Annotated in this window: 28 protein-coding genes and 1 pseudogene; 18 read left to right on the forward strand and 11 right to left on the reverse strand. The window is 58.5% G+C overall.

Annotation, left to right across the window (positions count from 1 at the left end):
- The first annotated feature begins 37 nt into the window (after nt 1-37).
- Complete coding sequence (locus H4P12_RS01600; RefSeq protein WP_187792445.1) at nt 38-1,747, forward strand: bifunctional sulfate adenylyltransferase/adenylylsulfate kinase; 1,710 nt, start codon at nt 38-40, stop codon at nt 1,745-1,747.
- Between the two features lie 138 nt (nt 1,748-1,885).
- The gene (locus H4P12_RS01605) at nt 1,886-2,110 is read left to right on the forward strand and encodes a hypothetical protein (protein WP_187791836.1); all 225 of its coding nucleotides are present in this window, start codon (nt 1,886-1,888) and stop codon (nt 2,108-2,110) included.
- Nucleotides 2,111-2,127: 17 nt separating this feature from the next.
- Here H4P12_RS01605 and H4P12_RS01610 read toward each other — a convergent pair whose 3' ends face one another.
- Both H4P12_RS01610 and H4P12_RS01615 read right to left on the reverse strand, forming a co-directional pair.
- On the reverse strand, nt 2,128-2,358 hold the full coding sequence (locus H4P12_RS01610) for a DUF1150 family protein (RefSeq protein ID WP_187791837.1): 231 nt from the start codon (nt 2,356-2,358) through the stop codon (nt 2,128-2,130).
- Between the two features lie 13 nt (nt 2,359-2,371).
- Nucleotides 2,372-2,782, reverse strand: a complete 411-nt coding sequence (locus H4P12_RS01615) for an Hsp20 family protein (protein WP_187791838.1) — start codon at nt 2,780-2,782, stop codon at nt 2,372-2,374.
- A 244-nt stretch (nt 2,783-3,026) separates the two neighbouring features.
- Between H4P12_RS01615 and H4P12_RS01620 the strand changes: the two genes are divergently transcribed.
- The 5 genes from H4P12_RS01620 to cls all read left to right on the forward strand — a co-directional run bounded on the left by H4P12_RS01620 (nt 3,027) and on the right by cls (nt 6,782).
- Complete coding sequence (locus H4P12_RS01620) at nt 3,027-3,245, forward strand: YdcH family protein (RefSeq protein WP_187791839.1); 219 nt, start codon at nt 3,027-3,029, stop codon at nt 3,243-3,245.
- A gap of 59 nt (nt 3,246-3,304) precedes the next feature.
- A complete protein-coding gene (purE, locus tag H4P12_RS01625) occupies nt 3,305-3,790 on the forward strand; it encodes a 5-(carboxyamino)imidazole ribonucleotide mutase (protein ID WP_187791840.1) in 486 nt (161 codons plus the stop codon).
- Nucleotides 3,783-4,820: a 5-(carboxyamino)imidazole ribonucleotide synthase gene (locus tag H4P12_RS01630; RefSeq protein ID WP_187791841.1), complete on the forward strand. Its 1,038-nt coding sequence runs from the start codon at nt 3,783-3,785 to the stop codon at nt 4,818-4,820. The genes purE and H4P12_RS01630 overlap by 8 nt, the downstream gene beginning before the upstream one ends.
- Nucleotides 4,817-5,263: an NUDIX domain-containing protein gene (locus H4P12_RS01635; RefSeq protein WP_187791842.1), complete on the forward strand. Its 447-nt coding sequence runs from the start codon at nt 4,817-4,819 to the stop codon at nt 5,261-5,263. The genes H4P12_RS01630 and H4P12_RS01635 overlap by 4 nt, the downstream gene beginning before the upstream one ends.
- 103 nt (nt 5,264-5,366) lie before the next feature.
- Entirely contained in the window at nt 5,367-6,782 is a 1,416-nt protein-coding gene (gene cls / locus H4P12_RS01640; RefSeq protein WP_187791843.1) for a cardiolipin synthase, read from the forward strand.
- 89 nt (nt 6,783-6,871) lie between these two features.
- Here the strand turns inward: cls and purF are convergent, their stop codons facing one another.
- The 3 genes from purF to radA form a co-directional block, all read right to left on the reverse strand.
- Entirely contained in the window at nt 6,872-8,362 is a 1,491-nt protein-coding gene (gene purF, locus H4P12_RS01645) for an amidophosphoribosyltransferase (RefSeq protein WP_187791844.1), read from the reverse strand.
- Between the two features lie 135 nt (nt 8,363-8,497).
- On the reverse strand, nt 8,498-9,118 hold the full coding sequence (locus tag H4P12_RS01650; RefSeq protein WP_187791845.1) for a CvpA family protein: 621 nt from the start codon (nt 9,116-9,118) through the stop codon (nt 8,498-8,500).
- Between the two features lie 41 nt (nt 9,119-9,159).
- Nucleotides 9,160-10,524: a DNA repair protein RadA gene (radA, locus tag H4P12_RS01655; protein ID WP_187791846.1), complete on the reverse strand. Its 1,365-nt coding sequence runs from the start codon at nt 10,522-10,524 to the stop codon at nt 9,160-9,162.
- Between the two features lie 127 nt (nt 10,525-10,651).
- Between radA and H4P12_RS01660 the strand changes: the two genes are divergently transcribed.
- From H4P12_RS01660 to H4P12_RS01690, 7 genes and pseudogenes are all read left to right on the forward strand, one after another.
- A complete protein-coding gene (locus H4P12_RS01660; RefSeq protein ID WP_187791847.1) occupies nt 10,652-11,953 on the forward strand; it encodes a lipoprotein-releasing ABC transporter permease subunit in 1,302 nt (433 codons plus the stop codon).
- Nucleotides 11,946-12,611 (forward strand): ABC transporter ATP-binding protein, encoded by a 666-nt coding sequence (locus H4P12_RS01665; RefSeq protein WP_187791848.1) that lies wholly within the window; start codon nt 11,946-11,948, stop codon nt 12,609-12,611. The genes H4P12_RS01660 and H4P12_RS01665 overlap by 8 nt, the downstream gene beginning before the upstream one ends.
- Nucleotides 12,611-13,108: a phosphatase PAP2 family protein gene (locus tag H4P12_RS01670; protein WP_187791849.1), complete on the forward strand. Its 498-nt coding sequence runs from the start codon at nt 12,611-12,613 to the stop codon at nt 13,106-13,108. Before H4P12_RS01665 ends, H4P12_RS01670 begins: the two co-directional genes overlap by 1 nt.
- A gap of 185 nt (nt 13,109-13,293) precedes the next feature.
- Nucleotides 13,294-13,425, forward strand: a pseudogene (locus H4P12_RS01675) (transposase); the annotation flags it as partial.
- A gap of 94 nt (nt 13,426-13,519) precedes the next feature.
- Entirely contained in the window at nt 13,520-13,954 is a 435-nt protein-coding gene (locus H4P12_RS01680) for a methyltransferase domain-containing protein (RefSeq protein WP_187791850.1), read from the forward strand.
- Complete coding sequence (locus tag H4P12_RS01685; protein ID WP_343069747.1) at nt 13,944-14,360, forward strand: GFA family protein; 417 nt, start codon at nt 13,944-13,946, stop codon at nt 14,358-14,360. The genes H4P12_RS01680 and H4P12_RS01685 overlap by 11 nt, the downstream gene beginning before the upstream one ends.
- An 80-nt stretch (nt 14,361-14,440) precedes the next feature.
- Nucleotides 14,441-14,602 (forward strand): phosphatase PAP2 family protein, encoded by a 162-nt coding sequence (locus H4P12_RS01690; RefSeq protein WP_246448783.1) that lies wholly within the window; start codon nt 14,441-14,443, stop codon nt 14,600-14,602.
- Here the strand turns inward: H4P12_RS01690 and H4P12_RS01695 are convergent.
- The 5 genes from H4P12_RS01695 to H4P12_RS01715 all read right to left on the reverse strand — a co-directional run bounded on the left by H4P12_RS01695 (nt 14,599) and on the right by H4P12_RS01715 (nt 20,683).
- Complete coding sequence (locus tag H4P12_RS01695; protein ID WP_187791852.1) at nt 14,599-14,916, reverse strand: hypothetical protein; 318 nt, start codon at nt 14,914-14,916, stop codon at nt 14,599-14,601. The two genes, H4P12_RS01690 and H4P12_RS01695, sit on opposite strands and share 4 nt — an antisense overlap.
- 18 nt (nt 14,917-14,934) lie before the next feature.
- Nucleotides 14,935-16,104 carry a hypothetical protein gene (locus H4P12_RS01700; RefSeq protein WP_187791853.1) on the reverse strand — a complete coding sequence of 390 codons (1,170 nt, stop codon included), beginning with the start codon at nt 16,102-16,104 and terminating at the stop codon, nt 14,935-14,937.
- An 81-nt stretch (nt 16,105-16,185) separates the two neighbouring features.
- The gene (parE, locus tag H4P12_RS01705; protein ID WP_187791854.1) at nt 16,186-18,156 is read right to left on the reverse strand and encodes a DNA topoisomerase IV subunit B; all 1,971 of its coding nucleotides are present in this window, start codon (nt 18,154-18,156) and stop codon (nt 16,186-16,188) included.
- Between the two features lie 137 nt (nt 18,157-18,293).
- Nucleotides 18,294-18,953, reverse strand: coding sequence for a glutathione S-transferase family protein (locus H4P12_RS01710; RefSeq protein WP_187791855.1), 660 nt, complete (start codon nt 18,951-18,953; stop codon nt 18,294-18,296).
- A 29-nt stretch (nt 18,954-18,982) separates the two neighbouring features.
- A complete protein-coding gene (locus H4P12_RS01715) occupies nt 18,983-20,683 on the reverse strand; it encodes a D-alanyl-D-alanine carboxypeptidase family protein (protein ID WP_246448895.1) in 1,701 nt (566 codons plus the stop codon).
- A 372-nt stretch (nt 20,684-21,055) separates the two neighbouring features.
- Between H4P12_RS01715 and clpS the strand changes: the two genes are divergently transcribed.
- The 3 genes from clpS to H4P12_RS01730 are packed head-to-tail and all read left to right on the forward strand — an operon-like array spanning nt 21,056 to nt 23,197.
- On the forward strand, nt 21,056-21,373 hold the full coding sequence (gene clpS, locus H4P12_RS01720; RefSeq protein ID WP_246448785.1) for an ATP-dependent Clp protease adapter ClpS: 318 nt from the start codon (nt 21,056-21,058) through the stop codon (nt 21,371-21,373).
- A gap of 7 nt (nt 21,374-21,380) precedes the next feature.
- Complete coding sequence (locus H4P12_RS01725) at nt 21,381-22,394, forward strand: class I SAM-dependent methyltransferase (RefSeq protein WP_187791857.1); 1,014 nt, start codon at nt 21,381-21,383, stop codon at nt 22,392-22,394.
- Nucleotides 22,391-23,197: an SDR family NAD(P)-dependent oxidoreductase gene (locus H4P12_RS01730; RefSeq protein ID WP_187791858.1), complete on the forward strand. Its 807-nt coding sequence runs from the start codon at nt 22,391-22,393 to the stop codon at nt 23,195-23,197. The genes H4P12_RS01725 and H4P12_RS01730 overlap by 4 nt, the downstream gene beginning before the upstream one ends.
- Nucleotides 23,198-23,200: 3 nt before the next feature.
- Here the strand turns inward: H4P12_RS01730 and H4P12_RS01735 are convergent, their stop codons facing one another.
- Nucleotides 23,201-23,620 carry a hypothetical protein gene (locus tag H4P12_RS01735; RefSeq protein ID WP_187791859.1) on the reverse strand — a complete coding sequence of 140 codons (420 nt, stop codon included), beginning with the start codon at nt 23,618-23,620 and terminating at the stop codon, nt 23,201-23,203.
- Nucleotides 23,621-23,696: 76 nt separating this feature from the next.
- Between H4P12_RS01735 and hemF the strand changes: the two genes are divergently transcribed.
- A complete protein-coding gene (hemF, locus tag H4P12_RS01740) occupies nt 23,697-24,551 on the forward strand; it encodes an oxygen-dependent coproporphyrinogen oxidase (protein ID WP_223115663.1) in 855 nt (284 codons plus the stop codon).
- Nucleotides 24,552-24,866: the final 315 nt, after the last annotated feature.

The raw sequence follows: 24,866 nt of genomic DNA on the forward strand, positions 1-24,866 counted from the left end.
ACGTCAATAACCGTTTCCGAAATTGACCGAGCACATGATGACCAATCCGAACCACTCGCCTATCCCCGAACTTTACGTATCGCCCGAAACTGCCGCCGCGCTGAAAGACGAAGCTGGCAACATGCCAAGCTGGGATCTTAGCCCGCGTCAGGTCTGCGACCTTGAGCTGTTGATGAATGGCGGTTTCAGGCCGCTGAAAGGCTTTCTGACCGAAGCTGACTACAACGGCGTCGTGAACGAGATGCGTCTGGGCGATGGTTCGCTGTGGCCAATGCCGATCACGCTGGACGTGTCCGAGAAATTCGCCGAAGGGCTGGAGCCGGGCACCGATATCGCCCTGCGCGATCAGGAAGGCGTCATTCTGGCCGTCATGTCGGTCACCGATAAATGGGTGCCGAACAAGTCGCTGGAGGCTGAAAAGGTCTTTGGTGCCGATGATCTGGCCCATCCGGCCGTGAATTATCTGCACAACGTCGCTGGTCCGGTCTATCTGGGCGGCCCGGTCAAGGGCCTGCAGGAACCGACGCATTACGATTTCCGTTCGCGCCGGAACACGCCGAACGAACTGCGCGCGATGTTCAAGAAACTGAACTGGCAGCGCGTCGTGGTCTTCCAGACCCGCAACCCGCTGCACCGGGCGCATCAGGAACTGACCTTCCGTGCTGCGAAAGAAGCACAGGCCAACCTGATGATCCACCCGGTTGTCGGCATGACCAAGCCGGGCGATGTGGACCATTTCACCCGCGTGCGTTGCTATGAAGCCGTTCTGGACAAATATCCGCAGGCAACCACCACGCTGTCGCTGTTGAACCTTGCCATGCGCATGGCTGGCCCGCGTGAAGCCGTGTGGCATGGCCTGATCCGCAAGAACCACGGCGCGACCCACTTCATCGTTGGTCGTGACCACGCCGGCCCCGGCAAGAACAGTCAGGGCGTCGACTTCTATGGCCCCTATGATGCGCAGGAACTGTTCCGCAAGCATCAGGGCGAAATGGGCATCGAAATGGTCGACTTCAAACACATGGTCTATGTGCAGGAACGCGCCCAATACGAACCCGCCGATGAGATCGAAGAGGGCGTCACCGTCCTGAACATCAGCGGCACCGAATTGCGTCGCCGTCTGCGCGAAGGTCTGGAAATTCCGGAATGGTTCAGCTTCCCCGAGGTGGTGCGCGAATTGCGCCGCAACTCGCCCCCGCGTGCGCAGCAGGGCTTCACGGTCTTCTTCACCGGGCTGTCAGGCTCGGGTAAATCGACCGTCGCCAACGCATTGATGGTCAAGCTGATGGAGATGGGCGGCCGTCCCGTGACGCTGCTGGATGGTGACGTTGTCCGCAAGCATCTGTCGAGCGAGCTGGGCTTTTCGAAGGAACATCGAGACATCAACATCAAGCGCATCGGCTATGTCGCGTCGGAAATCACCAAGAACGGCGGTATCGCGATCTGTGCGCCCATCGCGCCCTATACCGCGACCCGTCGCGCCGTCCGCGAAATGGCCGAGCAATACGGCGCCTTCGTCGAAGTCCACGTCTCGACCAGCCTAGAAGAATGCGAGCGCCGCGACCGCAAGGGGCTGTATAAACTGGCCCGCGAAGGCAAGATCAAAGAGTTCACGGGCATTTCCGACCCCTATGAAGAACCCGCAAAGCCCGAACTGCGCGTCGATACCCAGGATATCGACGTTGACAGCGCCGCGCATCAGGTTCTGTTGACGCTGGAAAGCATGGGCCTGATCGGCCTGCGCTGATTGCCCAGCCGGTGAATTGCACAGCCCCGCCCGTAACAAGGCGGGGCTGTTTGCTTTCATGGGGTCGCCGCGACACCTGCCCACGCATTCAGAAAGCCGTTCGATGGCGAAAATTCAGCCCGCTACAGGTTTCACCCCTTGGGTGGCGGCGGTGGTTTTGCTGCGGGGCAATTTCATGAACCTGATCATGGACGGCAAGGGCTGGATGATCATCCCGCAGGGATGCAGTTCGCGCTGCGCTATCCACCGGGCATTGTTGCGACGATTGCCATGATTCCGGCGATCCGCAGCGGCAACCACCACGCGCCGTCTGATCCGCAAAGCAAAACCCCCGCCACGCGGTTGCGGGCGGGGGTTTTTTGACGGTCGAAGGGATGGGTTCAGTGAACGCTGACCGGTGTCAGTTCATTCTGACGGGCCAACATGAAGGCCAGCGAACGTTCGCGAACCAAGGCCAGACGTTCGCCATCACCGTCATACATCGCATAAAGCGTGTCGATGCCGGGCACTTGTTCGCGGATTTCATGTGGCAAGGTCTTCGTGGCGACCGGGCGGATGTAAACGGTGTTTGTCACGGCACCGGTGTCGCCGAAATCGAATTTGGTATCCATGATGATCCCCTTTTTATTTACGGCTGATCGGAATGGTTTGAACGACTTGCTGGGGCGCGGTTCGGCGCAGGTCGATATGAAGCAGACCGTTTTCCATGTTGGCCGAAACCACTTCGACCCCGTCTGCCAGAACAAAGCTGCGCTGGAATGCGCGGCCCGCAATGCCACGGTGCAGAAAAACACGCTCTTCGTCAGGTTCAGTGATGCGGCCACGAACCACCAGTTGCCGGTCCTCGATCGTGACCGTCAGATCATCTTCGGAAAACCCGGCCACGGCCAATGTGATCCTGAAGCCATCCGGTGCCACATGCTCGATGTTATAGGGGGGATACCCCTCAGCGCCCTTGGCAGCACGCTCGGCCAGCCGTTCAAGCTGATCGAAACCCAGCAGATAGGGATGTGCCCCCAACGAAATCTTGCTCATATTCAGCCCTTTGTCTTCTAAGCGACTGTCGTCCGCAGGCCCCATCTGGCGACCCGCTTGTATCGAATATGTGTGCCGCTGGCCCGGGAAACAAGCCCATAAGGTTTTCGTGATCACAATCGGCGATCATTCGGGATGTGTTGGCAAGGAAAACCGCTTTGTTCGCACGATTCTGTTAACAGCGGGTCCAAGACTGGGTATAAACAGTTCAAATAACATCAACCTGTCCAGCAAAGCGTGCCAGATGAATATGCAAAACACCATGTCGCACGAGGAAATCGTCCGTTCGAAACTGACGGCGTTGCGTTGCGAGCATCGTGATCTGGACGAGGCGATTGCAGCATTGTCCGCCCAGCAATTGACCTCATCGGTCGCATTGCAACGGCTGAAGAAGCAAAAATTGTCATTGAAGGACAAAATTGCCCGTCTGGAAGATGAACTGACCCCCGATATCATCGCATAAGATTGCGAAGCGCGGCCCCGCGCGGTATGCCTGCGCAGCATTTATTTAGAGGGCGGCGAATGGATAAACCGGTCGGAATCATCATGGGCAGCCAGTCTGACTGGCCGACGATGCGCGAAGCGGCTGCCATTCTGGATGAGCTCGGAATCGGTTATGAAACCAAAATCGTCAGTGCCCATCGCACCCCTGATCGTTTGTGGGACTATGGCAAGACTGCTGCGGCGCGTGGACTGAAGGTCATTATCGCCGGGGCAGGGGGGGCGGCCCATCTGCCGGGGATGATGGCGTCGAAAACCCGTGTGCCGGTGATTGGCGTGCCGGTGCAGACCCGCGCTTTGTCCGGTGTGGATTCGCTGTATTCCATCCTGCAGATGCCCAAGGGCTTTCCGGTTGCCACAATGGCCATCGGGCCGGCGGGCGCCGCCAATGCGGGATTGATGGCTGCGGGCATCCTGGCCATCAGCGATCCTGATCTGGCGGAACGTCTGGATGCGTGGCGCGATGCGCTGTCAGCATCCATCCCCGAGGAGCCGGTGGATGAGTGACATTCGCACGATCGGCATTCTTGGCGGCGGTCAGTTGGGGCGAATGCTGTCGGTTGCCGCCAGCCGGCTTGGCCTTCGCTGCCACATCTATGAGCCGGGGGCGACCCCTGCAGCCGATGTTGCCTATCAGGTGACGAATGCGCCCTATGAGGATGAAGGCGCGTTACGTGCCTTCGCCGAATCGGTGGATGTCATCACCTATGAGTTTGAAAATGTCCCGACCTCGGCGCTGGACTTGCTGGAATCGATCCGGCCCATTCGCCCGAACCGCCGTGCCTTGGCGGTGTCGCAGGACCGGCTGACGGAAAAGACGTTTCTGAATGATATTGGCCTGACGACAGCGTCTTTCGCCGATGTGCCGGATCAGGACGCCTTGCCCGCCGCCATTCAGCAGATTGGGGCACCCTCGATCCTGAAGACGCGCCGCATGGGCTATGACGGCAAGGGGCAGGTGCGGATTACCGATGCCGCACACCCGGAATGGACGGGTGCGCCGTCGGTTCTGGAAGGTTTCGTCGAATTCACAGCCGAGATCAGTGTCATCATTGCCCGTGGGGCAGACGGTCGTGTTGCAGCCTTCGACCCCGGTCTGAATGTCCATCGCGACGGTATCCTGCACATGACGACCGTGCCCTGTGGCCTGCCTGCGCGGACCACGACGGATGCCGTGCTGATCGCGGCGAAGATTGCCAATGCGCTGGATTATGTTGGCGTGCTGAGCGTCGAGCTGTTCGTCACCCCGAAGGGTCTGGTGGTCAACGAAATCGCGCCACGTGTGCACAATTCCGGCCACTGGACGCAGGCCGGCTGCGCGGTGGACCAGTTTGAACAGCATATCCGTGCCGTCGCAGGCCTGCCCTTGGGGGATGGCAGGCGTTACGCCGATGTGGTGATGGAAAACCTGATCGGCGACGATGTGTTACGGGTGCCCCAGTTGCTGCAAACGTCGAACCTGCAGGTTCATCTTTATGGCAAGGGCGATCCGCGACCGGGCCGCAAGATGGGGCATGTCAACCGGATCGGCGGATGAAACCGGCCCGGCCACGTCTTGCGGTGCGCGCGGCGATCCTGCGCGACGACCGCCTGCTGATGGTGAACGCCTATCCGGGCCAGATGTCGGATCTGTGGACCCTTCCCGGCGGCGGTGTCGAGGGTGGCCAGTCGCTGCCCGAAAACCTGATCCGTGAAGTGGCCGAGGAAACAGGCCTGCAGATCAATGTCGGCGCACCGATCTTGATCAACGAATTTCATGACCCCGCCACCGGCTTTCATCAGGTCGATTTGATCTTTCGCGCGATGTTGCGGGACGAAAATCGGATCATGCTGAATGATCCCGAAGGTGTGGTGAACCGCTTTTGCTGGGCATCGCGGAAGGATCTGCGAAAATTGCGGCACAAGCCCGATATGTTGGCGCAAGCCGTCTGGGGCCAGCATGCCGCATGGTATGACCCTATGGAAACCATCGTTCGATAAAGCGGCAGGCATCCGCGATGCCTGGTCCGACAGCAACCCATGACCACTTGTCGCCTGCCGGGTCATGTTTATCATCGCCGTGTTTACATAAGGTTGTTTGACAATGTTGACCGTTTTTGCTCTGGCCCATACGGCGATTTTTCTGACCCTGATGACGCACGCATTGTCGCGGCCTGACCTAAGCTCGACAACGCGGATTTCCTGGATATTCGCCCTTTTGGTGCTGCCATTTGTGGGGGTCATTTTCTACTTCCTCTATGCCACGATCCGCTTTGGCGGGCGTGAGGGCAGAGGGCACCGCGCCGCGATCAAGGCGACGCATGACATGGTCGTCGCCAGTGGAGAGCCGGCTGACATTGTCAGGCATGGCCCCGTCAGTGGTTTTGCAACTGCGATCAATGGGTTTGGCGTGACGACCGGCAACCGTGCAAAGCTTTTGGCCAGCCCGGATGAGCAGCGCGCCCGCATGATCGAAGATTTCGATGCTGCCACGCAATTCATCAACGTCTTTTATTATATCTGGCTGGACGACAATACCGGCCGCAATGTGGCACAGGCGCTGATCCGGGCGGCAAAGCGCGGTGTCACGGTCCGCGCGGGCGTGGATCAGATCGGATCTCATGCGTTTATTCGGTCGCAGACCTGGAATGATCTGAAGGCCGCCGGGATCGAAACGCAGGTTGCGCTGCCCATCGGTAATCCGTTCCTGACCGCCTGTGTGCGGCGCGTGGATTTGCGCAATCACCGCAAGATTACGGTCATTGATGGCCGTATCCTGCATTGCGGCAGCCAGAATTGCGCCGATCCGGAGTTTTCCCCCAAACCAAAATACGCGCCGTGGATCGACGTCATGGTGCGTTTCGAAGGTCCGATCGCGCGGCAGATGGACCTGCTTTTCGCCCAGACCTGGTTCGAGGACAGGCCGATCGAACTTGGGCCGTGGCGCTATGATCCTGTGTCGTTCAGTGACGGGATCACGGTGCAGGCCATCGGCACCGGTCCAACGTTGAGCAAAGGCGTGTCGGCGCAGTTTCTGGCCCGTATGCTGAGTGAAGGCCGGCGCGAAATCATCATGACGACGCCTTATTTCTCACCCGGTGAGGTTGTCGTGGATGCCATCATGGGCGCTGCCTTGGCGGGGGTGGATGTCACCCTGACCTTGCCGCGCCGCAATGATTCCGGCTTTGTCGGACCGGCCAGCCGGGCCTATTACCCGCAATTGATCGATGCAGGCGTCAAGATCGTCGAATTCAACGGCGGTCTGTTGCATTCGAAAATCATGACGATCGACGGTGAAATGGTCTGTTTTGGATCGACCAATCTGGATTTTCGCAGTTTTGACCTGAACTTTGAAAATGATGTCTTGGTAAAGGATCGCAAGTTGACGCAGGATTTGCGCGACCGACAATTAGAATACATCGCCTCATCAACGCCGGTCTCCCCGGCCGAGGTCAGGGCATGGCCGACATGGAAGCGTGTCTGGTATAACGCGTTCACCAGCATCGGCCCGCTGATCTAGCGAAACCGTTTTCGGTCCCGACTGACAAAAAACGACCGACAAAAAAAACCGGGCGTTGATTTCGCCCGGCTTTCTATTGCTTGTTCTTTTTATTCTGCGGCTTCGTTCATCGCCGTTTCAGAACCCGGTTTCATGCGGAACCCCCGCTCAAGCTGATCGAAGGGGGCCACCGGATAATCGCCCGAGAAACAGGCGTCGCAATATTGCGGAGATTTGTTATTGCGGCCCTTGGCTTCGCCCACGGCGCGATAAAGGCCGTCCAGCGATACGAAGGCCAGGGAATCCACGCCAATCCAATCGCGCATTTCCTCGGGCGTCATATTTGCCGCCAGCAGCTTGTCGCGATCCGGGGTATCCACGCCATAGAAGCAGGGCCATGCGGTTGGCGGGGACGCGATGCGGAAATGCACCTCGGCTGCGCCGGCATCAAGGATCATGTCCTTGATCTTGCGGCTGGTCGTGCCGCGCACGACACTGTCATCGACCAGCACGACCCGTTTGCCCGCGATCAGCGAACGGTTCACGTTCAGCTTCAGTCGCACGCCCATGTTGCGGATCTGTTCGGTCGGCTCGATAAATGTGCGGCCCATATACTGGTTGCGGATGATCCCCATGCCATAGGGAATCCCCGATTCCTGCGCAAAACCGATGGCCGCGGGGGTGCCGCTGTCGGGAACGGGGCAGACCAGATCAGCCTCGATCGGGGCTTCACGGGCCAGTTCCACACCGATCTGACGGCGGGTTTCATAAACCGAACGACCGCCGATGATCGAATCGGGGCGGCTGAAATAAACATGTTCGAAGATGCAGAAACGCCCGGTCGAGGGGCCGAAGGGCCGCGACGATTCGACCTGACCTTTCGAGATGACAACCATTTCCCCCGGCTCGATCTCTCGGACGAAGTCGGCGCCGATAATGTCCAGCGCACAGGTTTCCGAGGCCAGCACAAAGCCATCGTCACCAACCTTGCCCAGAACCAGCGGGCGCACGCCCAGCGGATCGCGAACGCCGATCAGCTTGGTGCGGGTCATGGCGATGACGCTGAATGCGCCTTCGATCCGACGCAGGGCGTCCTTCATCCGCTCGGGAATGTTGCGCTGTATGGACCGCGCCATCAGGTGAATGATGCATTCGCTGTCAGAAGACGACTGGAAGATGCTGCCGCGTTCGATCAGTTCGCGGCGCAATGCGGCGGCGTTGGTGATGTTGCCGTTATGGGCGACGGCACAGCCGCCCATGTGAAATTCGCCAAAGAAGGGCTGCACGTCGCGGATCGCCGTTGCAGCTTTGGACCCGGCCGTTGAATAGCGCACATGGCCAATGGCCAGCGATCCGGGCAGCGTATCCATGACGTCCGGCTTGGTGAAGTTGTCGCGGACGTAACCGAAGCGATGGGCACTGTTGAAGCCCTGATCGGGATCAAAGGCGACGATGCCCCCCGCTTCCTGACCGCGATGCTGCAAGGCGTGCAGGCCAAGGGCGACGAAACTAGAGGCATCGACCACGCCGATCGCTCCGAAAATGCCGCATTCTTCATGCAGGCGGTCCGAGTCGAACGGATGGGCCAGAAATGGTTGCATCACGGCATCCTGAATAGCTTTGGGCTGTCATGCGCTATGTAGTGTGGGTTCTACAAAAAGTCACGCCCCCGCAGCAGGGCGAGGGCGCTTTTTCGTCACGAAAGCGACATGCACGGGAAAATATGCCGTGGATGATCAGTTTGTCGCGGGTGCCGAACCCTCGGGGATGGTGGCTGGTGCCTGATCCGGTGAGACGGCTTCGGTGGCGGTGCAACCCTGAACCATCTGTTCGTAGCGGCTGACGATCCAGCTTGGGGCGTCGTTGGGAAGTTGTTCGTCCATCTGGCCGCGCATCCGCTCGAACACCTGGGCCGAGCGCGAGTTCTCGACCATCGTGACCTGTTGCGAGGTCATCACGCGGTCATAGACGATGAACGCAATCGCAACCAACAGCACACCGCGTGCCACGCCGAACAGAAAGCCCGCGCCCTGATCGATCCCGCCTAGCGCAGACCGTTGCACGACCGACGAAAACAGCGGGGTCAGGATCGAAAAGACCACCAGTGCCAGCGCAAAGACCACCGCGAAACCGGCGATTGTTGCCAATTCGCAGCTATCGCCCAGAAACTTGTCCAGATAGGGCAGCTGCGCAATCAGCGGTCGCATCTGTCCGGCGAACAGAAAGGCCAGAACAGCAGCGCCGATCCATCCCAGAATGGCCAGCGATTCGCGAACGAATCCCCGCGACCATGCCAGAATCGCGGAAAGGATGATGACTGCAGCCACCACCGCATCGATTATCGTGAAACCGTCCATAGCATTGCCCCTGTGCCGGTTTTCTTTTCATATCAGGTGGTTCAGCCGGCGCCGAAAACCTCACCCACGAATCCAGTCAGATCGGCAATGCGTCGCAGTTGCATGCCTCCTGCGCCCTCGACCTTTTGGGCGTCAGGCAAAATCGCCTGTGAAAAACCAAGTTTCTGCGCTTCTTTCAACCTATTTTCCGCCTGTGCGACGGGACGTAGGGCACCAGACAGGCTGATTTCGCCGAAAAGGACAGCCTCTGGCGGCAGTGCCATGTCCTCTCGGGCGGATAGCAAGGCACCTGCGATGGCCAGATCTGCGGCGGGTTCATTGACGCGCATGCCGCCTGCGACGTTCAGAAACACGTCCAGACCGGCAAAGGGGATGCCGCAACGCGCCTCCAGCACTGCAAGGATGGTGCTGACCCGCCCGCTGTCCAGCCCCACGACCGTGCGGCGGGGCGAGGCGAGGGTGGACGGCGCGACCAGTGCCTGAATTTCGGTCAGGACCGGGCGCGTGCCCTCGATCCCGGCGAAAACGGCGCTGCCGGCGATGGGCTGGCCGCGTTCGGACAGAAACAGGGCCGAGGGGTTGGCAACTTCGGCAAGCCCCATCCCGGTCATTTCAAAAACGCCGATTTCGTCCGCCGGGCCAAAGCGGTTCTTCACGCTGCGCAGGATGCGGAACTGGTGGCCGCGTTCACCTTCGAAATAGATGACCGTGTCGACCATGTGTTCAACGACGCGAGGGCCGGCAATCTGTCCTTCCTTGGTGACGTGGCCCACAAGGATGATGGCCACGCCGCGCCGTTTGGCGAATGTGACCAATTCATGCGCCGCGGCGCGAACCTGCGCCACGCTGCCCGGCGCAGCCTCGACCTGATCGGACCACAGCGTCTGGACGGAATCGATGATTGCCAGATCCGGGCGTTCGATATCCAGCGTTGTCAGAATGTCGCGCAGGTTGGTTTCCGACCCCAGCCGGACGGGCGCGTCGGCAAGGCCAAGCCGCTGCGCGCGCATCCGCACCTGTGCGCTTGCTTCCTCGCCGCTGATATAGACCGCATCCAGACCGCCACGGGCAAAGGCTGCCGCGCCTTGCAGCAAAAGCGTTGATTTGCCGATGCCCGGATCACCGCCGACCAGAATGGCCGAACCGGGCACCAGCCCGCCGCCCAAGACTCGGTCCAGCTCTGCCATGCCTGAATTCTTGCGCGGCGGCGGCGCTTCGACCGTTTGCAGGCCGCTGAGCGGAACCGCACGACCCTTGGCCGCGCCCAACCCGCGCCCCGGCCCTTGGGACAGGGGGGCTTCCTCGATGATCGTGTTCCATGCGCCGCATGCGTCGCATCGCCCCGCCCATTTCTTGTGGGACGCGCCGCAGGCGGTGCAGGTGAATGTCGTGACCGGTTTTGCCATAGCCGCATCTTGTGGCATCTGAGCGGGCCTGCCGCAATATCGGTATTTGTCGAATTCACGGCATTGTCGGCTTGATCTTTGCGGGTTGGGCGGTAAGGGTCTGCGCGCAAATCCAAAGGCTTCACTTATGTCCAGCCCCGCGCCCTTTTCCCGTTACGAATTTCTGATCGCATGGCGATACCTGCGTGCCCGCCGCGCCGAGGGTGGCGTCAGCGTGATGACATGGATCAGCATCATCGGCATTGCGCTTGGCGTCATGGCGCTGATCGCGACTTTGGCCGTGCGGGCCGGGTTCCGCACCGAATTCGTGGACACGATCCTTGGGGCGAATGCCCACTCGACCGTTTACATGGCGCCGCAGGAAATCCGCAACGAATACACGACCGATGTTTACGTCGTCCCCGGTCGGATTCAGGATTACGATGCGATGGCCGACAAGCTGGCGCTGGTGCCGGGTGTCACGCGCACGGCGGCCATCATTCGCGGGCAGGTCATGGCATCGGCCAATGACAATTCCAACGTTGCCGAAGTCTTTGGCGTGTCGCTCGACGATCTGAAGGCGATGCCGCGTATCGTTGACCCGGAAACCTCGGTCGGCGATCTGGCGCAGTTCGATCAGGGCATCGCCATCGGCTCTGGCATCGCACGCGAACTGGCGGTTGGCCTGGGCGACAAGGTGCGGCTGATCGCGCCTGAAGGGGCCAAGACCGCCTTTGGCACCTCGCCTCGGGTCAAGGCCTATACCGTCACCTATATCTTCAGCGCCGGACGCTATGACATCGATCGCACGCGCGTCTATATGCCGATCGCCGAAGCGCAAAGCTATTTCAACCGCGAAGGCGTCGCCGATGAGGTCGAGGTTTTCGTGGAAGATCCGGAACGGGTCGCGGACTGGACGCTGCCGCTGATCGAGGCCGCAGGCCAGGGTGCGCAGGTCTGGACCTGGCAGGACGCATCGGGCAGCTTTCTGTCGGCGCTGGATATGGAGGATGACGTGATGTTCGTCATCCTGTCGGTGTTGGTGCTGATCGCCTCGATGAACATTACCTCGGGGTTGATCATGCTGGTCAAGAACAAGGGCCGCGACATCGGCATCTTGCGAACCATGGGGCTGACCGAGGGCGCGGTGATGCGCGTGTTTTTCCTGTGCGGGGCATTTACCGGCATCATTGGGACGATCATCGGTGTCATTCTTGGGGTGCTTCTGGCGCTGAATGTGGACAGCATCATGGCGCTGCTGAACACGATCACCAGCGGCGGCGCCTGGCAGCCCGAAGTGCGCGGCATCTATCGCCTGCCGGCCGAGTTGCGGGCCTGGGACATTTTCCGCGCCGTCGGCCTGTCGCTGCTTTTGTCCTTCATCGTCACCATCTTTCCCGCGCGCCGCGCCGCGCGCATGAACCCGGTCGAGGCTTTGCGTTATGAATGAGGTTCTGCGCCTGGATGGCGTCACCAAGACCTATGGCAAGGACGGCCCAAGCCCGGTCCCGGTTCTGCGCGGCATCGACCTGACCGTCGACAGGGGCGAGGTCGTGGCTTTGGTCGCCCCCTCGGGTGCTGGTAAATCGACGCTGCTGCATATCGCGGGACTTTTGGACACCCCGGATGGCGGACAGGTTTATCTGAGCGGCCGCGACATGACCGGCCTTCCCGACAAACCCCGGACCGAGGCGCGCCGGAACCAGCTTGGCTTTGTCTATCAGTTCCACCATCTGTTGCCGGAATTCAGCGCGGCGGAAAACATCATCTTGCCACAACTGGCCAACGGCTCCGGTCAACGGGCGGCGGCGGATCGCGCCGCTGACCTGCTGGACCGTGTCGGCCTGTCACATCGCGCCGACCACCGCCCCGCGGCGCTGTCTGGTGGCGAACAACAGCGGGTGGCATTCTGTCGCGCCTTGGCGAATGCACCTGCCCTGCTTCTGGCGGATGAGCCGACCGGGAACCTTGATCCCGCGACCTCGGACCGGGTGTTCGATGTGCTGATGACACTGGTGCGTGAAACGGGTCTGTCCGCGCTGATCGCGACACATAACCTTGAACTCGCTGGGCGGATGGACCGCATCATTCGTCTGGGGAATGATTGATGCGTGCGGCGCTGGCCCTGTCCGTCGCATTGACCGCAAGCCCGGTGGCCGCTGATCCTTTCGAGCAATTCGGCACCGCGATGAAATACGGCCTGCCGCTGGCTGCCGCCGTCTGCGCCGAACGCGACGACCGGCTGGAAGACTTCGCGGTCAGGGGTATCTTGCAGGCGGCGATGGTCTGGGGAATGAAGCAATATTTCGATGGCCAGCCCATTTCCCGCCGCCCATCTGGCGAAGGGAAGGGATTTCCGTCGGGCCATACCGCGGCGGCCTTTTTCGGAGCCAGCGATCTGGCCGGAAAATGCTTCAAGGATGATATCGCCGCCGGCGCCGCCGCCTATGGTGCCGCCGGCCTGACCGGTTGGAGCCGCGTCCATGCGGGCGAACATACCGTTCCGCAAGTCATGAGCGGCGCGCTGATCGGATTCAGCTTCGGCGCGGCAAGTTTCGGGATTGGCAGTGAGGAAGTCAGTTTCAGCGTCGGGATGCGATTCTAGGGGGCAGAGGAATTCGAGCCAGAACCATTCCCAGGCGTCGCGTTGGGCGCGTTCCCTTTAAGTGCGGAAATGAGCGTTGCGGCTTGTGTCAGCACAGAACCAAAATAAAATCCTATTATCACACCTCCCCAATTGCTTAGCTCTTTTGGAATTGTGTCTACCGCCATCCTGTTTTTCATAATGATCGCCGCAATCGCATCGAGATCATGTTCGGCAGGCTCAAGGATTAGCGGCGCGTAGCGACCCGATACGATAGATGCCCCAAGGTCTTCCTGTCCGCCATTGCTCTCGCGGCAACCGTCCTGTTCTGGCTATGATGCAAGAACGAGGCCTGACCCTAGGAGTTACGCGACACAAGAGGACGGGAACCTGCCGGTAGTATTCAAAGCATATTCGGTATAACATTCGCGTATGCGTGCTGGTGTTTCGCTGAGGATCGCAGACTTCGTGAGCACCCTTCCATTGAGGGAGGGCCTTCGCGTACTCGAAATCGGGTGCGGTCCTGGCGTTGCGGCACGGGAGATCAGCCTACGCATCGGGAACGGCTTTGTGCTTGCCATCGATCGGTCTGAAAAGGCGATCCGCCTGGCGCGAGCTGCGTCGCAGCACGAGATTGAATCGGGCCGGCTGGAGTTCAGGCAGTCGTCAATTGAACAGTTCCAACTTACAAGCGGCGACGGACTTTTTGACGTAGCATTCGCGATGCGTGTCGGGGCCTTGGATGGCCGTCATCCGGAAGCGGGAAAGCTTGCGATCAAGAACATCAAATCTGCACTCAAACCCGCAGGTCGGTTGTTCGTTGACGGTGGCAATCCATTGAGAGAGATTTCGCTAGGTGAAACGTAAAGCTCACACGGGCCGCTGTTTGTGCGGGCAGGTCAAGTGGACGGCGACTGAATCGCCGGCATTTTCGGGTTACTGCTACTGCGGACATTGCCGGCGAATGTCTGGCGCCGGAAGGAGCCCATTCATCGGATTTGATGCAGCAGGAATCAGCATATCCGGTGAAATCCGCTACTATACCGACTCTAGCGATGAAGGTGCTGGCATTGAGCGGTATTTCTGTCCGACATGCGGCACGCGATTGTTTTCAATACCGGGTTCGGCACCGCACTTCCGAATCTTCTATGCAGGTTCGCTAGATGATCCCGATAGCTTCGAGCCTGCATTCTCAATTCACGTCGCGGGCAAGGTAGCTTGGGAAACCATCCCCGATGGTTTGGAGGCTTTTGACGGTGATGCTCCGGGTTGATGCCGCCAGCTAGTTGTCTTGACCTGCCCCAAGGTCTTCCTGTCTGCCATTGCTCTCGCGGCAACCGTCCTGTTCTGGCTATGATGCAAGAACGAGTCCTGACCGATTGGAGCCGCGTCCATGCAGGCGAACATACCGTTCCGCAAGTCATGAGCGGCGCTTTGATCGGTTTCAGCTTCGGCGCGGCAAGCTTCGGGATCGGCAGTGAGGAAGTCAGCTTTTCAGTCGGAATGCGGTTTTAGGCAATAGGGGGATTGGAGTTCGATTGACCTTCATCGGTGATTGTTTTCCCACTCCCTTTGATAGCCGAAATGAGTGCGCCCGCCTGTGTCAAAGCGGAGCCAAAATAAAAACCGATTATAACACCACCCCAGTTGCTCAATTCTGTCGGGATATTTTTTTGAACTGCCTCGCTATCGCCTTTCAAAATTCCTGCAATGGCGAATCCTGTGAAGCTGCATATTACTATGGTGGCTATTATTCCAGCGATGGCGGTATTCCATATCAAAATTCTTGCGATAGCATTTTCGATATTGCGCGATTTATCGGCGTTCATTCTTGTTTTCCTTCATATTCAGGGTGGCTCATTGCACATTTCAGTAAGCTGCCTGTTGTTAAGGCGCCATTTTTTCACTAATGCACATGCTTTTGTTTCGCCATCTGTAGTATTTTGTTGATCCGTCAGTCTAAAAGCGGATTCTAATGATTTCGAAATATCTTCCAGCATTTGTCCAGGAATTTCCTGATCTGCGTTATTGTAAAATGTCTGAATAACTTCTTTTATGTTTGTAAGGCACCTATACTTAAATTTCGTAAGGTCTATGGTTGTGCTTTTTATTCTATAATTCTCACAATGCTCGGCGAGTTCCAATAAATCTGAGGCATCTGTTGCTTCTGCATTGGCCTTTTTTGCATGGAGGGATTGGATTGTTAAGTAGGATATGGAATCAAGTAAATCCAGAGCCCATGATGCGTTTGATATTGTGGCCTGCTTGTCGAAATCTACCAATAAGTACTCTCCTAATAGAGGGCTGGCCAAATCCGGATTTGATCTAATTGCGTTGGAAATTTTTTTAATCGGACCGTTGTTGTTTTCATCTCTCAAGCTATAGTAGTCGGTCCAGTTTAGCTGGAGCTGGTTTGAGTTTGCAAACCTAATCATGCGGGCGTAGAGTTTTATTTGATCATCCCCTATCAAATTTTCTGGGATACCCTCAAAGAAATTTCTAATTTTCTCTTCTATTTGTTTTTCTCGGAATTGTTGAGGCGATGAAGCTTCAATAAGCTCTAGTAAAGACTGTTCCTGCTCGGCGTAATATTGTTCTGTGTTCAATAACGTTCGTTGATCGATTAGGGTTGGTTGCTGAATATTATTAGCAGATATTTCGAACAAGGGTCTGCATCGAGTATTAAATAAAAACCCGCTATTCGGAATTTCGTTCTTGCTTATATCGATGCAAATTTCTCTTATCGAAGCCCATCTTTCTGGACTATCTTGATGAGTTAAGCTTATCGTAGCCTTCCAAGTGTCGTCCGTTAAAGTTGCCTTTTCGATCAGCTCATAAGGTGGCATTGAGGGAATCAAAGAAAATTGTATAGCTAGTCTAATTGATTTTTGACCTGAAAGTTCAGCTTGCAGAATAGGACTGTTTTCGAATGTCAAAACATAATGCCGCAGATCTTCCGGTTGGGCCTTGAGAGGGGCAACAATAACAAAAAAGACTACTAAAAAACGCCCGAGCATGAACGCTTCCCGCCATTCAAATTCACTATTATAATAATAGCTCTTTTGAACAGATCAGTCTACAATTTTTATTGTAGGAGATCACACATCCAGTTCTTCCGCATCCGCGAAACGCGCGTTTTCCTGAATATATTCAAACCGTAGCTCGGGCTTCTTGCCCATCAGACGCTCGACCAGATCACCGGTTTCTCCGCCGTCTTCGTCGTCAATATTGACCCGGATCAGTTTGCGGGTCTTGGGGTTCATCGTGGTGTCTTTCAGGTCTTTGGCGTCCATTTCACCCAGACCCTTGAACCGCTGCACGTCGATTTTACCCTTTCCGCCCAAGCCTTTGGCCAACATACGCTCTTTCTCGGCGTCGTCGGCGACATAGATGCGGTGCGCCCCTTGGGTCAGGCGATACAGCGGCGGGCAGGCCAGATACAGGTGCCCCTTGTCGATCATGGGGCGCATCTGGGTGAAGAAAAAGGTCATCAGAAGCGACGCGATATGCGCGCCGTCAACATCCGCGTCGGTCATGATGATGACCTTGTCATAGCGCAGATCATCGACATTGAATCTGGTGCCCATATTGACGCCAAGCGCCTGGCACAGATCGTTGATTTCCTGGTTCGAACCCAGCTTGGAACTGGCCGCGCCCAGCACGTTCAGGATCTTGCCCCGCAGCGGCAGAAGCGCCTGACTGGTGCGGTCACGCGCCATCTTGGCGCTGCCGCCCGCGCTGTCACCTTCGACGATGAACAGTTCGGTCCCGTCGCGATTCGTCGCGCTGCAATCGACCAGCTTGCCGGGCAGGCGCAGCTTTTTGGTGGCGGTCTTGCGGGCGGTTTCCTTTTCCTGCCTGCGACGCAGGCGTTCTTCGGCCCGCAGGACAAGGAAGTCCAGAATTGCGCCCGCCGATTTCGTATCCGCCGCCAGCCAGTTGTCGAAGTGATCGCGCACGGCGTTTTCGACCAGCCGCTGGGCTTCGACCGTGGCCAGCCGATCCTTGGTCTGGCCCACGAATTCCGGCTCTCGGATAAAGCAGCTGACCAGCGCGCAGCCGCCGATCACCAGATCTTCGCGGGTGATCTGCGCGGCTTTCTTGTTGCTGATCCGCTCGCCATAGGCGCGCACGCCTTTCAGGATCGCGGCCCAGAAACCGGCCTCATGCGTACCACCTTCGGGGGTAGGAACAGTGTTACAATAGGATTGGATGAAGCCGTCGCGGGCGGGCGTCCAGTTGATCGCCCAATCGACCTTGCCCGGCACATTGAAGCGTTCCTTGAAATCGACACTGCCTGCGAACGGACGATCGGCATAGGTGCTGGCACTCGTCAGCGTCTCGGTCAGGTAATCAGCCAGACCGCCGGGAAAATGAAAGGTCGCCTCGGTCGGGGTTTCTCCGTCCTCGATGGCTGATTTCCAACGGATTTCGACGCCCGAAAACAGATAGGCTTTGGACTTCACCATCTTCAGCAACCGGGCAGGTTTAAAGCGGTGATGACCAAAAATTTCTTCGTCCGCATGGAAGGTGACGGTCGTGCCGCGCCGGTTCGGCGCCGCGCCAATCTTTTCTACCGGACCCTGCGGAATACCACGAGAGAATCGCTGTTCGAACAGTTCCTTGTTTCGCGCGACCTGAACGACCATCAGATCCGACAGCGCGTTGACGACCGACGCGCCGACCCCGTGCAGACCGCCCGAGGTCTGATAGGCATCACCCGAAAACTTTCCCCCTGCGTGCAGGGTGCACAGGATCACCTCAAGCGCGGATTTCCCCGGAAATTTCGGGTGCGGATCAATCGGAATGCCGCGTCCGTTATCGCGGATGGTGACACTGTAATCCGCCAGCAGCTCGACCTCGATCCGGCTGGCATGGCCGGCGACGGCTTCATCCATTGAGTTGTCAAGGATTTCAGCGACAAGATGGTGCAGCGCACGTTCATCCGTGCCGCCGATATACATGCCCGGACGTTTGCGAACAGGCTCCAACCCCTCCAGCACTTCGATCGAAGAGGCGGAATAGCTGTCGGCCTGCGCATCGGCGGCGGAAAGAAGATCGTCTGCCATCGGCTCTGCTCTTATTCTTGTTCGGGTTTGGCTGGTTATCTCATGCCGGGGCAGGGCGCGGCAAGGGGTTGTAGGGGCACCTGACGAATACGCTATCCCTTGGGGGAAAATTGTCCCTTGTGACGACAGATGGGGGTCTATTCCGGCTCTGCCAGGCGACGCGCCCACATTTCGCGAAAGGCGGGGCGGGCCTGACAGCCATCCAGCCAGGCCCGGGTCGCGGGAAACTGGTCCATCAATTCGTGATGTCCCTGAGCGTAGCGCAAAATCTCGGCCATGTTCAGGTCGGCGACGGTGAAGCGGTCGCCGACCAGATAGGCATGCGTCGAAAGATGCGTTTCCAGAACACGCAAGGGCCGGATCAGACGCTCTGCCGCATTGGTGACGATGGCGACATCCTCACCGGGTTGTTGCTGTCCGGGCTTGTGCAGGAACAGGATCGTCAACGCATCCGGTTCAATGCTGGCCACGGCGTAAAAGCTCCACTGCATCATCAACGCCTGTTCGGTGGCATCGGTCGGTCCAATCGGTCCGCCTGCCTTCTGCGCCAGATACAGGGTGCAGGCCAGCGACTCGTTCAGCAGCAGATCGCCGTCCTGCATCACCGGCACGGCGCCGGCTGGCGAAAGCGCCAGAAATGCGGGTGAATGTGTGTTCAGCGGTGCATCGGGCGCGTCCGCGTTCGGCAGGCGATAGGCCTGGATCACGGGGATCTGCTCAAACTCCAGACCCAACTCATAACAAAGCCACACAATACGCGAAGCGCGCGAGCGAGTAACGCCATGGATCACCAGCATGGAAGTCTCCTATTCAAGCAGATGGCAGGTTATGCGCTGAAGGAATGAACGGAAAGCCGGATTACTTCCGTCGCGCACATGAAAAAAGGCGGGCACTGCCCGCCTTTGCAAGTTGATGTCGCAGCAGGCTTAGGGGCTACGACGCGACATTCGTACGAGCGTGCTTGGAAGCGCTCGCAAGTCAGTTGGGCGTCAGCTTTGGATAGGTTGACAAAGCTGGGCACAAATCCACGGTTGGTATCGGCGACCTGACGACGCGCACCTTGCAGCGTCACGCCATCCCGAAGGGCGCTTTGCATCAGCAATTCTTCTGCCGCCGCACGCGAACGGTGCAGGCCCAGCGTCACCCCCCAGTTGCGTCCGCTGTTCGAGGGACGAGACACGATCTCGACCGCTTCAGGATCTGCCAGATCGCCTTCGCCCATTGCTGCCAGAATAACGGTTTCCGAGCGAGGCTTGGGTGCCGATGATTCCATCAATGACAGCGATGTGCCGCTTTCGGGAATGGCTGCGGCGACGGCGCGGGCGATATCGTCCGGGTTGGTGCCCGAGTTGCTGGATGCACTGGCGACCAGCGATCCATTGCCACGCGAACGTGGAGCGGGGACCGGACGATGCGACGCGGCCAGAACCGGTGCCGCAAGGCTGGCCGATTGCGGCGCATCGGCCGAGGCCACCGCAGTCGCAACGGCGTCGTCAACCGCACCAGCATTTGTGCCGGGACGCAAGCGGGGGCGGGCGCTGGCCGCCAGTGCCAACCCCGCTGTTGCTGCTGCGGGTGCATTCACGGTTTCGGTCTGTGCCTGGCGGATCGCTGCGGCCAAGGCATCGGGTTGATTGGTGGTGGCTGCCGTCGATGCGGATGCCGCGCGGTTGGCACGCGCCGGTTTTTGCGAGGTTTCAAGAACCAGTCGCTGTGGGCTGGCCTGGGTTGCTGCCGGCGTCGGTTCAACCTGAGCGCGGCGCACGGTGCGTTGAACCAACAGGCGTGGCGCCTGCGGACGAGTTTCGCGGACGCGGTTTGGCACGCGGGCAAAGCTGGAGTCCAGCAGTTGCGCCATCGTCTGATTCCGCTGCGCGGTCGACGTGCCCCCGAATACGGTCGCGATCAGGCGCTTGTTTCCCCGCTGGGCCGAGGCAGTCAGGTTAAAGCCTGCGGCCCGCGTATAGCCGGTCTTGATCCCGTCTGCGCCCTGGTAGCTGTCGAGAAAACGGCGATTGGTCGATGAAACCTGGGCAATGCCGGCATCGGCCGAACGACGCGAGAACAGGTTGTAATACTGGGGAAAGTCATAAAACAGGTGCCGCCCAAGGATCGACATGTCATGGGCCGAGGAATAATGGCCCTCTTGGGTCAGGCCATGAGCGTTGCGGAAATTTGTGTTCCGCATGCCAAGGGCACGCGCCATCTGTGTCATCTGCTGGGCAAATGCCTCTTCCGAGCCGGCAATGTTTTCGCCGATCGTGGTCGCTGCGTCATTGGCAGATTTAATGGCCGCCGCACGGATCAGATAGCGCAGCTCGATTCGCTGGCCAGCGCGCAGGCCCAGTTTCGATGGCGGCTCGGCAGCTGCATTTGACGATACAAGGAATTGCGAATCCAACCGGACTTGCCCGCGTTCGATTGCGTTGAACGCCATGTAAAGCGTCATCATCTTGGTCAGTGACGCGGGATGCAGCCGCGTGTCGGCATTTTGCTTGTAGATTGGCTGGCCGGTTCGCGCATCCATCACGTATGCCGCAAAAGGAGCAGCTGACACGCTGGCCGGCAGCAGTGCTGCCAGCACGATGAAAGCCCACAGCCGGGCTGTCTGGGAAAGTTGGTTCACTGTCGCGGTCTCTCTGCCTCATGCGGGTGTGTCTTTTGTCGCACACCCGTCGTTGATAAAGTGATAATAGCATGCAAATTTCCGTCAGGAAACCGTGCATTCAACTAATTTTCCAAACTCGGGCAATCTGTTGCGCGGGGCTTTTATCAACCGCGAAAATCACTATATTGCGGCTGACCAGCCACAGGTGCGCCGCATGGCGGACAGGAAACGCAACATTAGCCTGCAAAATACAGGCGTCAGCGTGTGAACCGGATTACAATGACGCATTGGATGAGTGACAGCGACAAAACCGACAATCAGTCAGACCTGGCGGTAAAGCCGCGTGCCAAATCGCAGCGACCGCCGATGTATAAAGTCTTGATGCTGAACGACGATTTTACCCCGATGGAATTCGTGGTGCATGTGCTGGAACGGCTTTTCAATATGACGCATGCACAGGCGATCGAGATCATGTTGACGGTGCACCGCAAAGGGATTGCGGTCGTGGGCGTATTTTCGCATGAAGTTGCGGAAACAAAGGTGGCTCAGGTGATGGAACTTGCGCATCGCCAGCAGCATCCGCTGCAATGCACTATGGAAAAAGAGTAGCCGCACAATGGCAACACGTATCTCTCTGGCCCTTCCGGATGGTCATCCCGGAGGCGATATTTTTGTTATCGGCGCACGTGCTGGCGATGATCTGTCTGCGTTGGACCCTGCCCATACCCAGATCCAGCAGGGTAGCTTCCCCGATTATCAGAACCTGAAATCACGCGGTTTCGATGTTGCCCCAAAGGTCGAGGGGCAGTTTGACGGTGCAATCGTCTTTCTGCCGCGCGCCAAACCGCAGGCGCGGGCGCGGATTTTTGATGCGGCAACGCGATTGCAGCCGGGTGCAAGCTTGTGGATCGACGGGCAAAAGACTGATGGCGTTGACGCCATTCTGAAAGAAATGCGCACAATGGTTCCTGTGGATGAAGTCCACAGCAAGGCGCATGGCAAGATATTTCGCATTGCCGTTCCCCAAGGAAACTGGGTGCCAGCCGACTGGGCCGCAGCGCCGAAAGAGGTCGCGCCCGGTTTCGTGACCCGGCCCGGCGTTTTTTCTGCGGACGGGGTGGACCCTGCCTCGGCGATGCTGGCCCGGCATCTGCCCGAACGCCTGCCGACGCGTATGGTTGATCTGGGTGCAGGCTGGGGCTGGTTGTCGGCGCAGGCCCTGCAACATCCCGGGATCGGGCAAATTCATCTGGTCGAGGCGAATTACGACGCCCTTGAATCGGCGCGTGACAACGTCAAGGATGAACGCGCGCAGTTCCACTGGGCCGATGCGCGGAATTTTTCGCTGCCGGAACCGGTCAACGGCATCATCATGAATCCGCCGTTTCATGACGGGCGCACCGCAGATCCGCGTATTGGCGGAGAGTTTATCGCCGCTGCAGCGCGGTTGCTGACCGGTGCGGGGCGGCTGTGGATGGTCGCAAACCGCCACCTGCCTTATGAGGCCGTGCTGGCCAATCATTTTGCGCAGGTCAAAGAACTTGGCGGTGACAATCGTTTCAAGGTGATCGAGGCGACCGGCGCTGGTCGCGATGGGCGCAGCACCGATACGCGAAAGGGTCGCAGATGAGCCTGTCGATACACGGCAAGACCGCCATCGTGACCGGGGCGGGGCGGGGCATTGGCCGCTCAATCGCTCAGTATTTTGTCGAACGCGGCGCAAATGTCGTCTTTGCCGATGGCGACGAGGCCTCGTTGGAACAGGCTGTTCTGGATTTTGGTGCCGATAACCCGCATGTCCGCCGGTTTGCCGGCAATATGGCAGAGCGGCTGTCGATCGCGAACCTGCTGTCCACAACTTTGGACGCCTTTGACCGCGTCGATATTCTGGTCAACACGCATCGCTTGGTAAAAGCGTCGGAACCGTTGGATACCGAAGTCGATACGCTGGAAGAAATGCTGCGGCAAAATCTTCTTGCCGGGGTGCGGCTGACGCAATTCGTTGCCAAGCGGATGATAAAACAGGCCGAAAACGCCCCCGAAAGTCATCAGACAGGCGCAATCGTCAACATATCCTCGATGGCGGCTGACCGGCCGGTGCCCACCTTGCTGGGCTATTCGATTGCCAGTGCGGCGTTGGAACAGGCGACCCGTGGCATGGCGCTGGTTCTTGCGCCGCACAAGATTCGTGTGAACGGTGTGCGCTTTGGCAGTGTGATGTCGCATGAATTGCAGACCGGCCTGAAAGAAAAGCCGGAATTGCGCGATCAAATCCTGAAAGGCACGCCGATGGGGCGTATCGCGGCATCGGATGAACTGGCCGAGGCGGTTCAATATCTGTGCAGCGATGGCGCCCGCTTTGTCACAGGGCAAATCCTAACAGTCGATGGCGGGCGCAGTCTGCTTGACCCGGTTATGGCGCAGCTTCTGTAAATATCACCCCTGAGTTTCGGGATAGGCCTGGCGACAGGCCTGAACAACTGACGCCGCGCGATTGGACAGGGCGGATTTGCGGGCAGCCAGATTGTCGCGTTTGCGTTGTTCCACCACCGGGTCAATCGGCACGCGATAGCGTTCTGTATCCACATAATCGCGCCAGCACGGTTCATAATAGACCGAAACCTCTCCCTTGCGATTTCGAGAGTAACTGCGGCAATGGGTCAGGCGATCGCGAACGACTTGCCGTTCTTCCCAGGCATAGCCGCGCGCCAGATTGCCTTCGACCTGTGCCAGCAACCGGCTGACCGTGCGGTATTCATCTGTATTTCGGCTGATGCACCGTTCTTGCGGGGTGCCACAGGCGGACAATAGCAAGGGCAGCGCCATCGCTGCGACAATAGTGACGTTGCGGGTCATGACAGGCCTCTTTACAGCATTTGTCCAAAGATAGCGTCGCCGAATCCGGCTTGGCAAATCAACAATAGGGTGCCCCATGGACAATCAGCGCCGTCAGGCTGCAGCTTGGTTCCGCGAATTGCGCGACCGGATCACCTTTGCTTTCGAAGCATTGGAGGATCGTGGACCGGGTGATGCCCCCGAAGGTCGCTTTGTCGTCACCCCGACCGAACGGGCGAATGATGGCGGCGGCGGGCTGATGTCCGTCATGCGCGACGGTCGGGTGTTTGAGAAGGTCGGCGTCAACTGGTCCGAGGTTCATGGCACGCTGTCGCCCGCTGCGCAGAAATCCATGGCTGCACGGGGCGTTCCGGGAATAGCGGATGATCCACGCTTTTGGGCATCGGGCATCAGTCTGGTCGCCCATATGCAAAACCCGCATGCCCCCGCCGTCCACATGAATACCCGGATGTTCTGGACGCCCGGCGCATGGTGGTTCGGGGGCGGGGCGGACCTGAACCCGTGCATCGAATATGCCGATGATACGGCCCATTTCCATGCCACCATGCGCGCGGCCTGCGATCCGTTCGATCCTGAATATTACCCCCGCTTCAAAACATGGGCGGACGAGTATTTCTTTATTCCCCATCGTGGCCGGGCCCGTGGCGTGGGCGGTATCTTCTACGATGATCTGAATACCCAGGACTGGGACGCCGATTTTGCCTTTACCAGATCCGTGGGCGAAGCTTTCCTGCCCGCCTTCCTTCCGCTGGCTGATGCGCATATGGCGCAGCCTTTCACCAATGAGGACAAGGATCAGCAACTGATCCATCGCGGGCTCTATGCCGAATATAATCTGGTCTACGACCGGGGAACCAAATTCGGCCTGGAAACGGGGCATAATGCTGACGCAGTCCTGATGAGCCTGCCACCAATGGCCAAGTGGGTCTGAGGCAGGACGGGCAAACACCGCGCAGAATCCGAAAGTTTTCGACAGCAACCCATGGTGATCTGAACAGAGCCGTCTACTTTTTGTGGGGCGGTTATCGATTATGTATGGGAGATTGCGATGAAGGTGCTTATGTCCCGCCGTCGCCGTCCGGTGGACCCAGCAACGGGTCTTCATCTGCGACGACGATTGACAGTGGCTGGGCGACCTTGAACGATATTGATGCGGTCTGGTTCGGCGCGGGTTCGCTGACCTTGGGGGATGGGGAATCCTGGCCGCGATTTTTGCGCCAAAGATTGATGTCCTGTCGTCGCTATT

This window comes from Paracoccus amoyensis, from assembly GCF_014490725.1.
Lineage (GTDB): Bacteria > Pseudomonadota > Alphaproteobacteria > Rhodobacterales > Rhodobacteraceae > Paracoccus > Paracoccus amoyensis.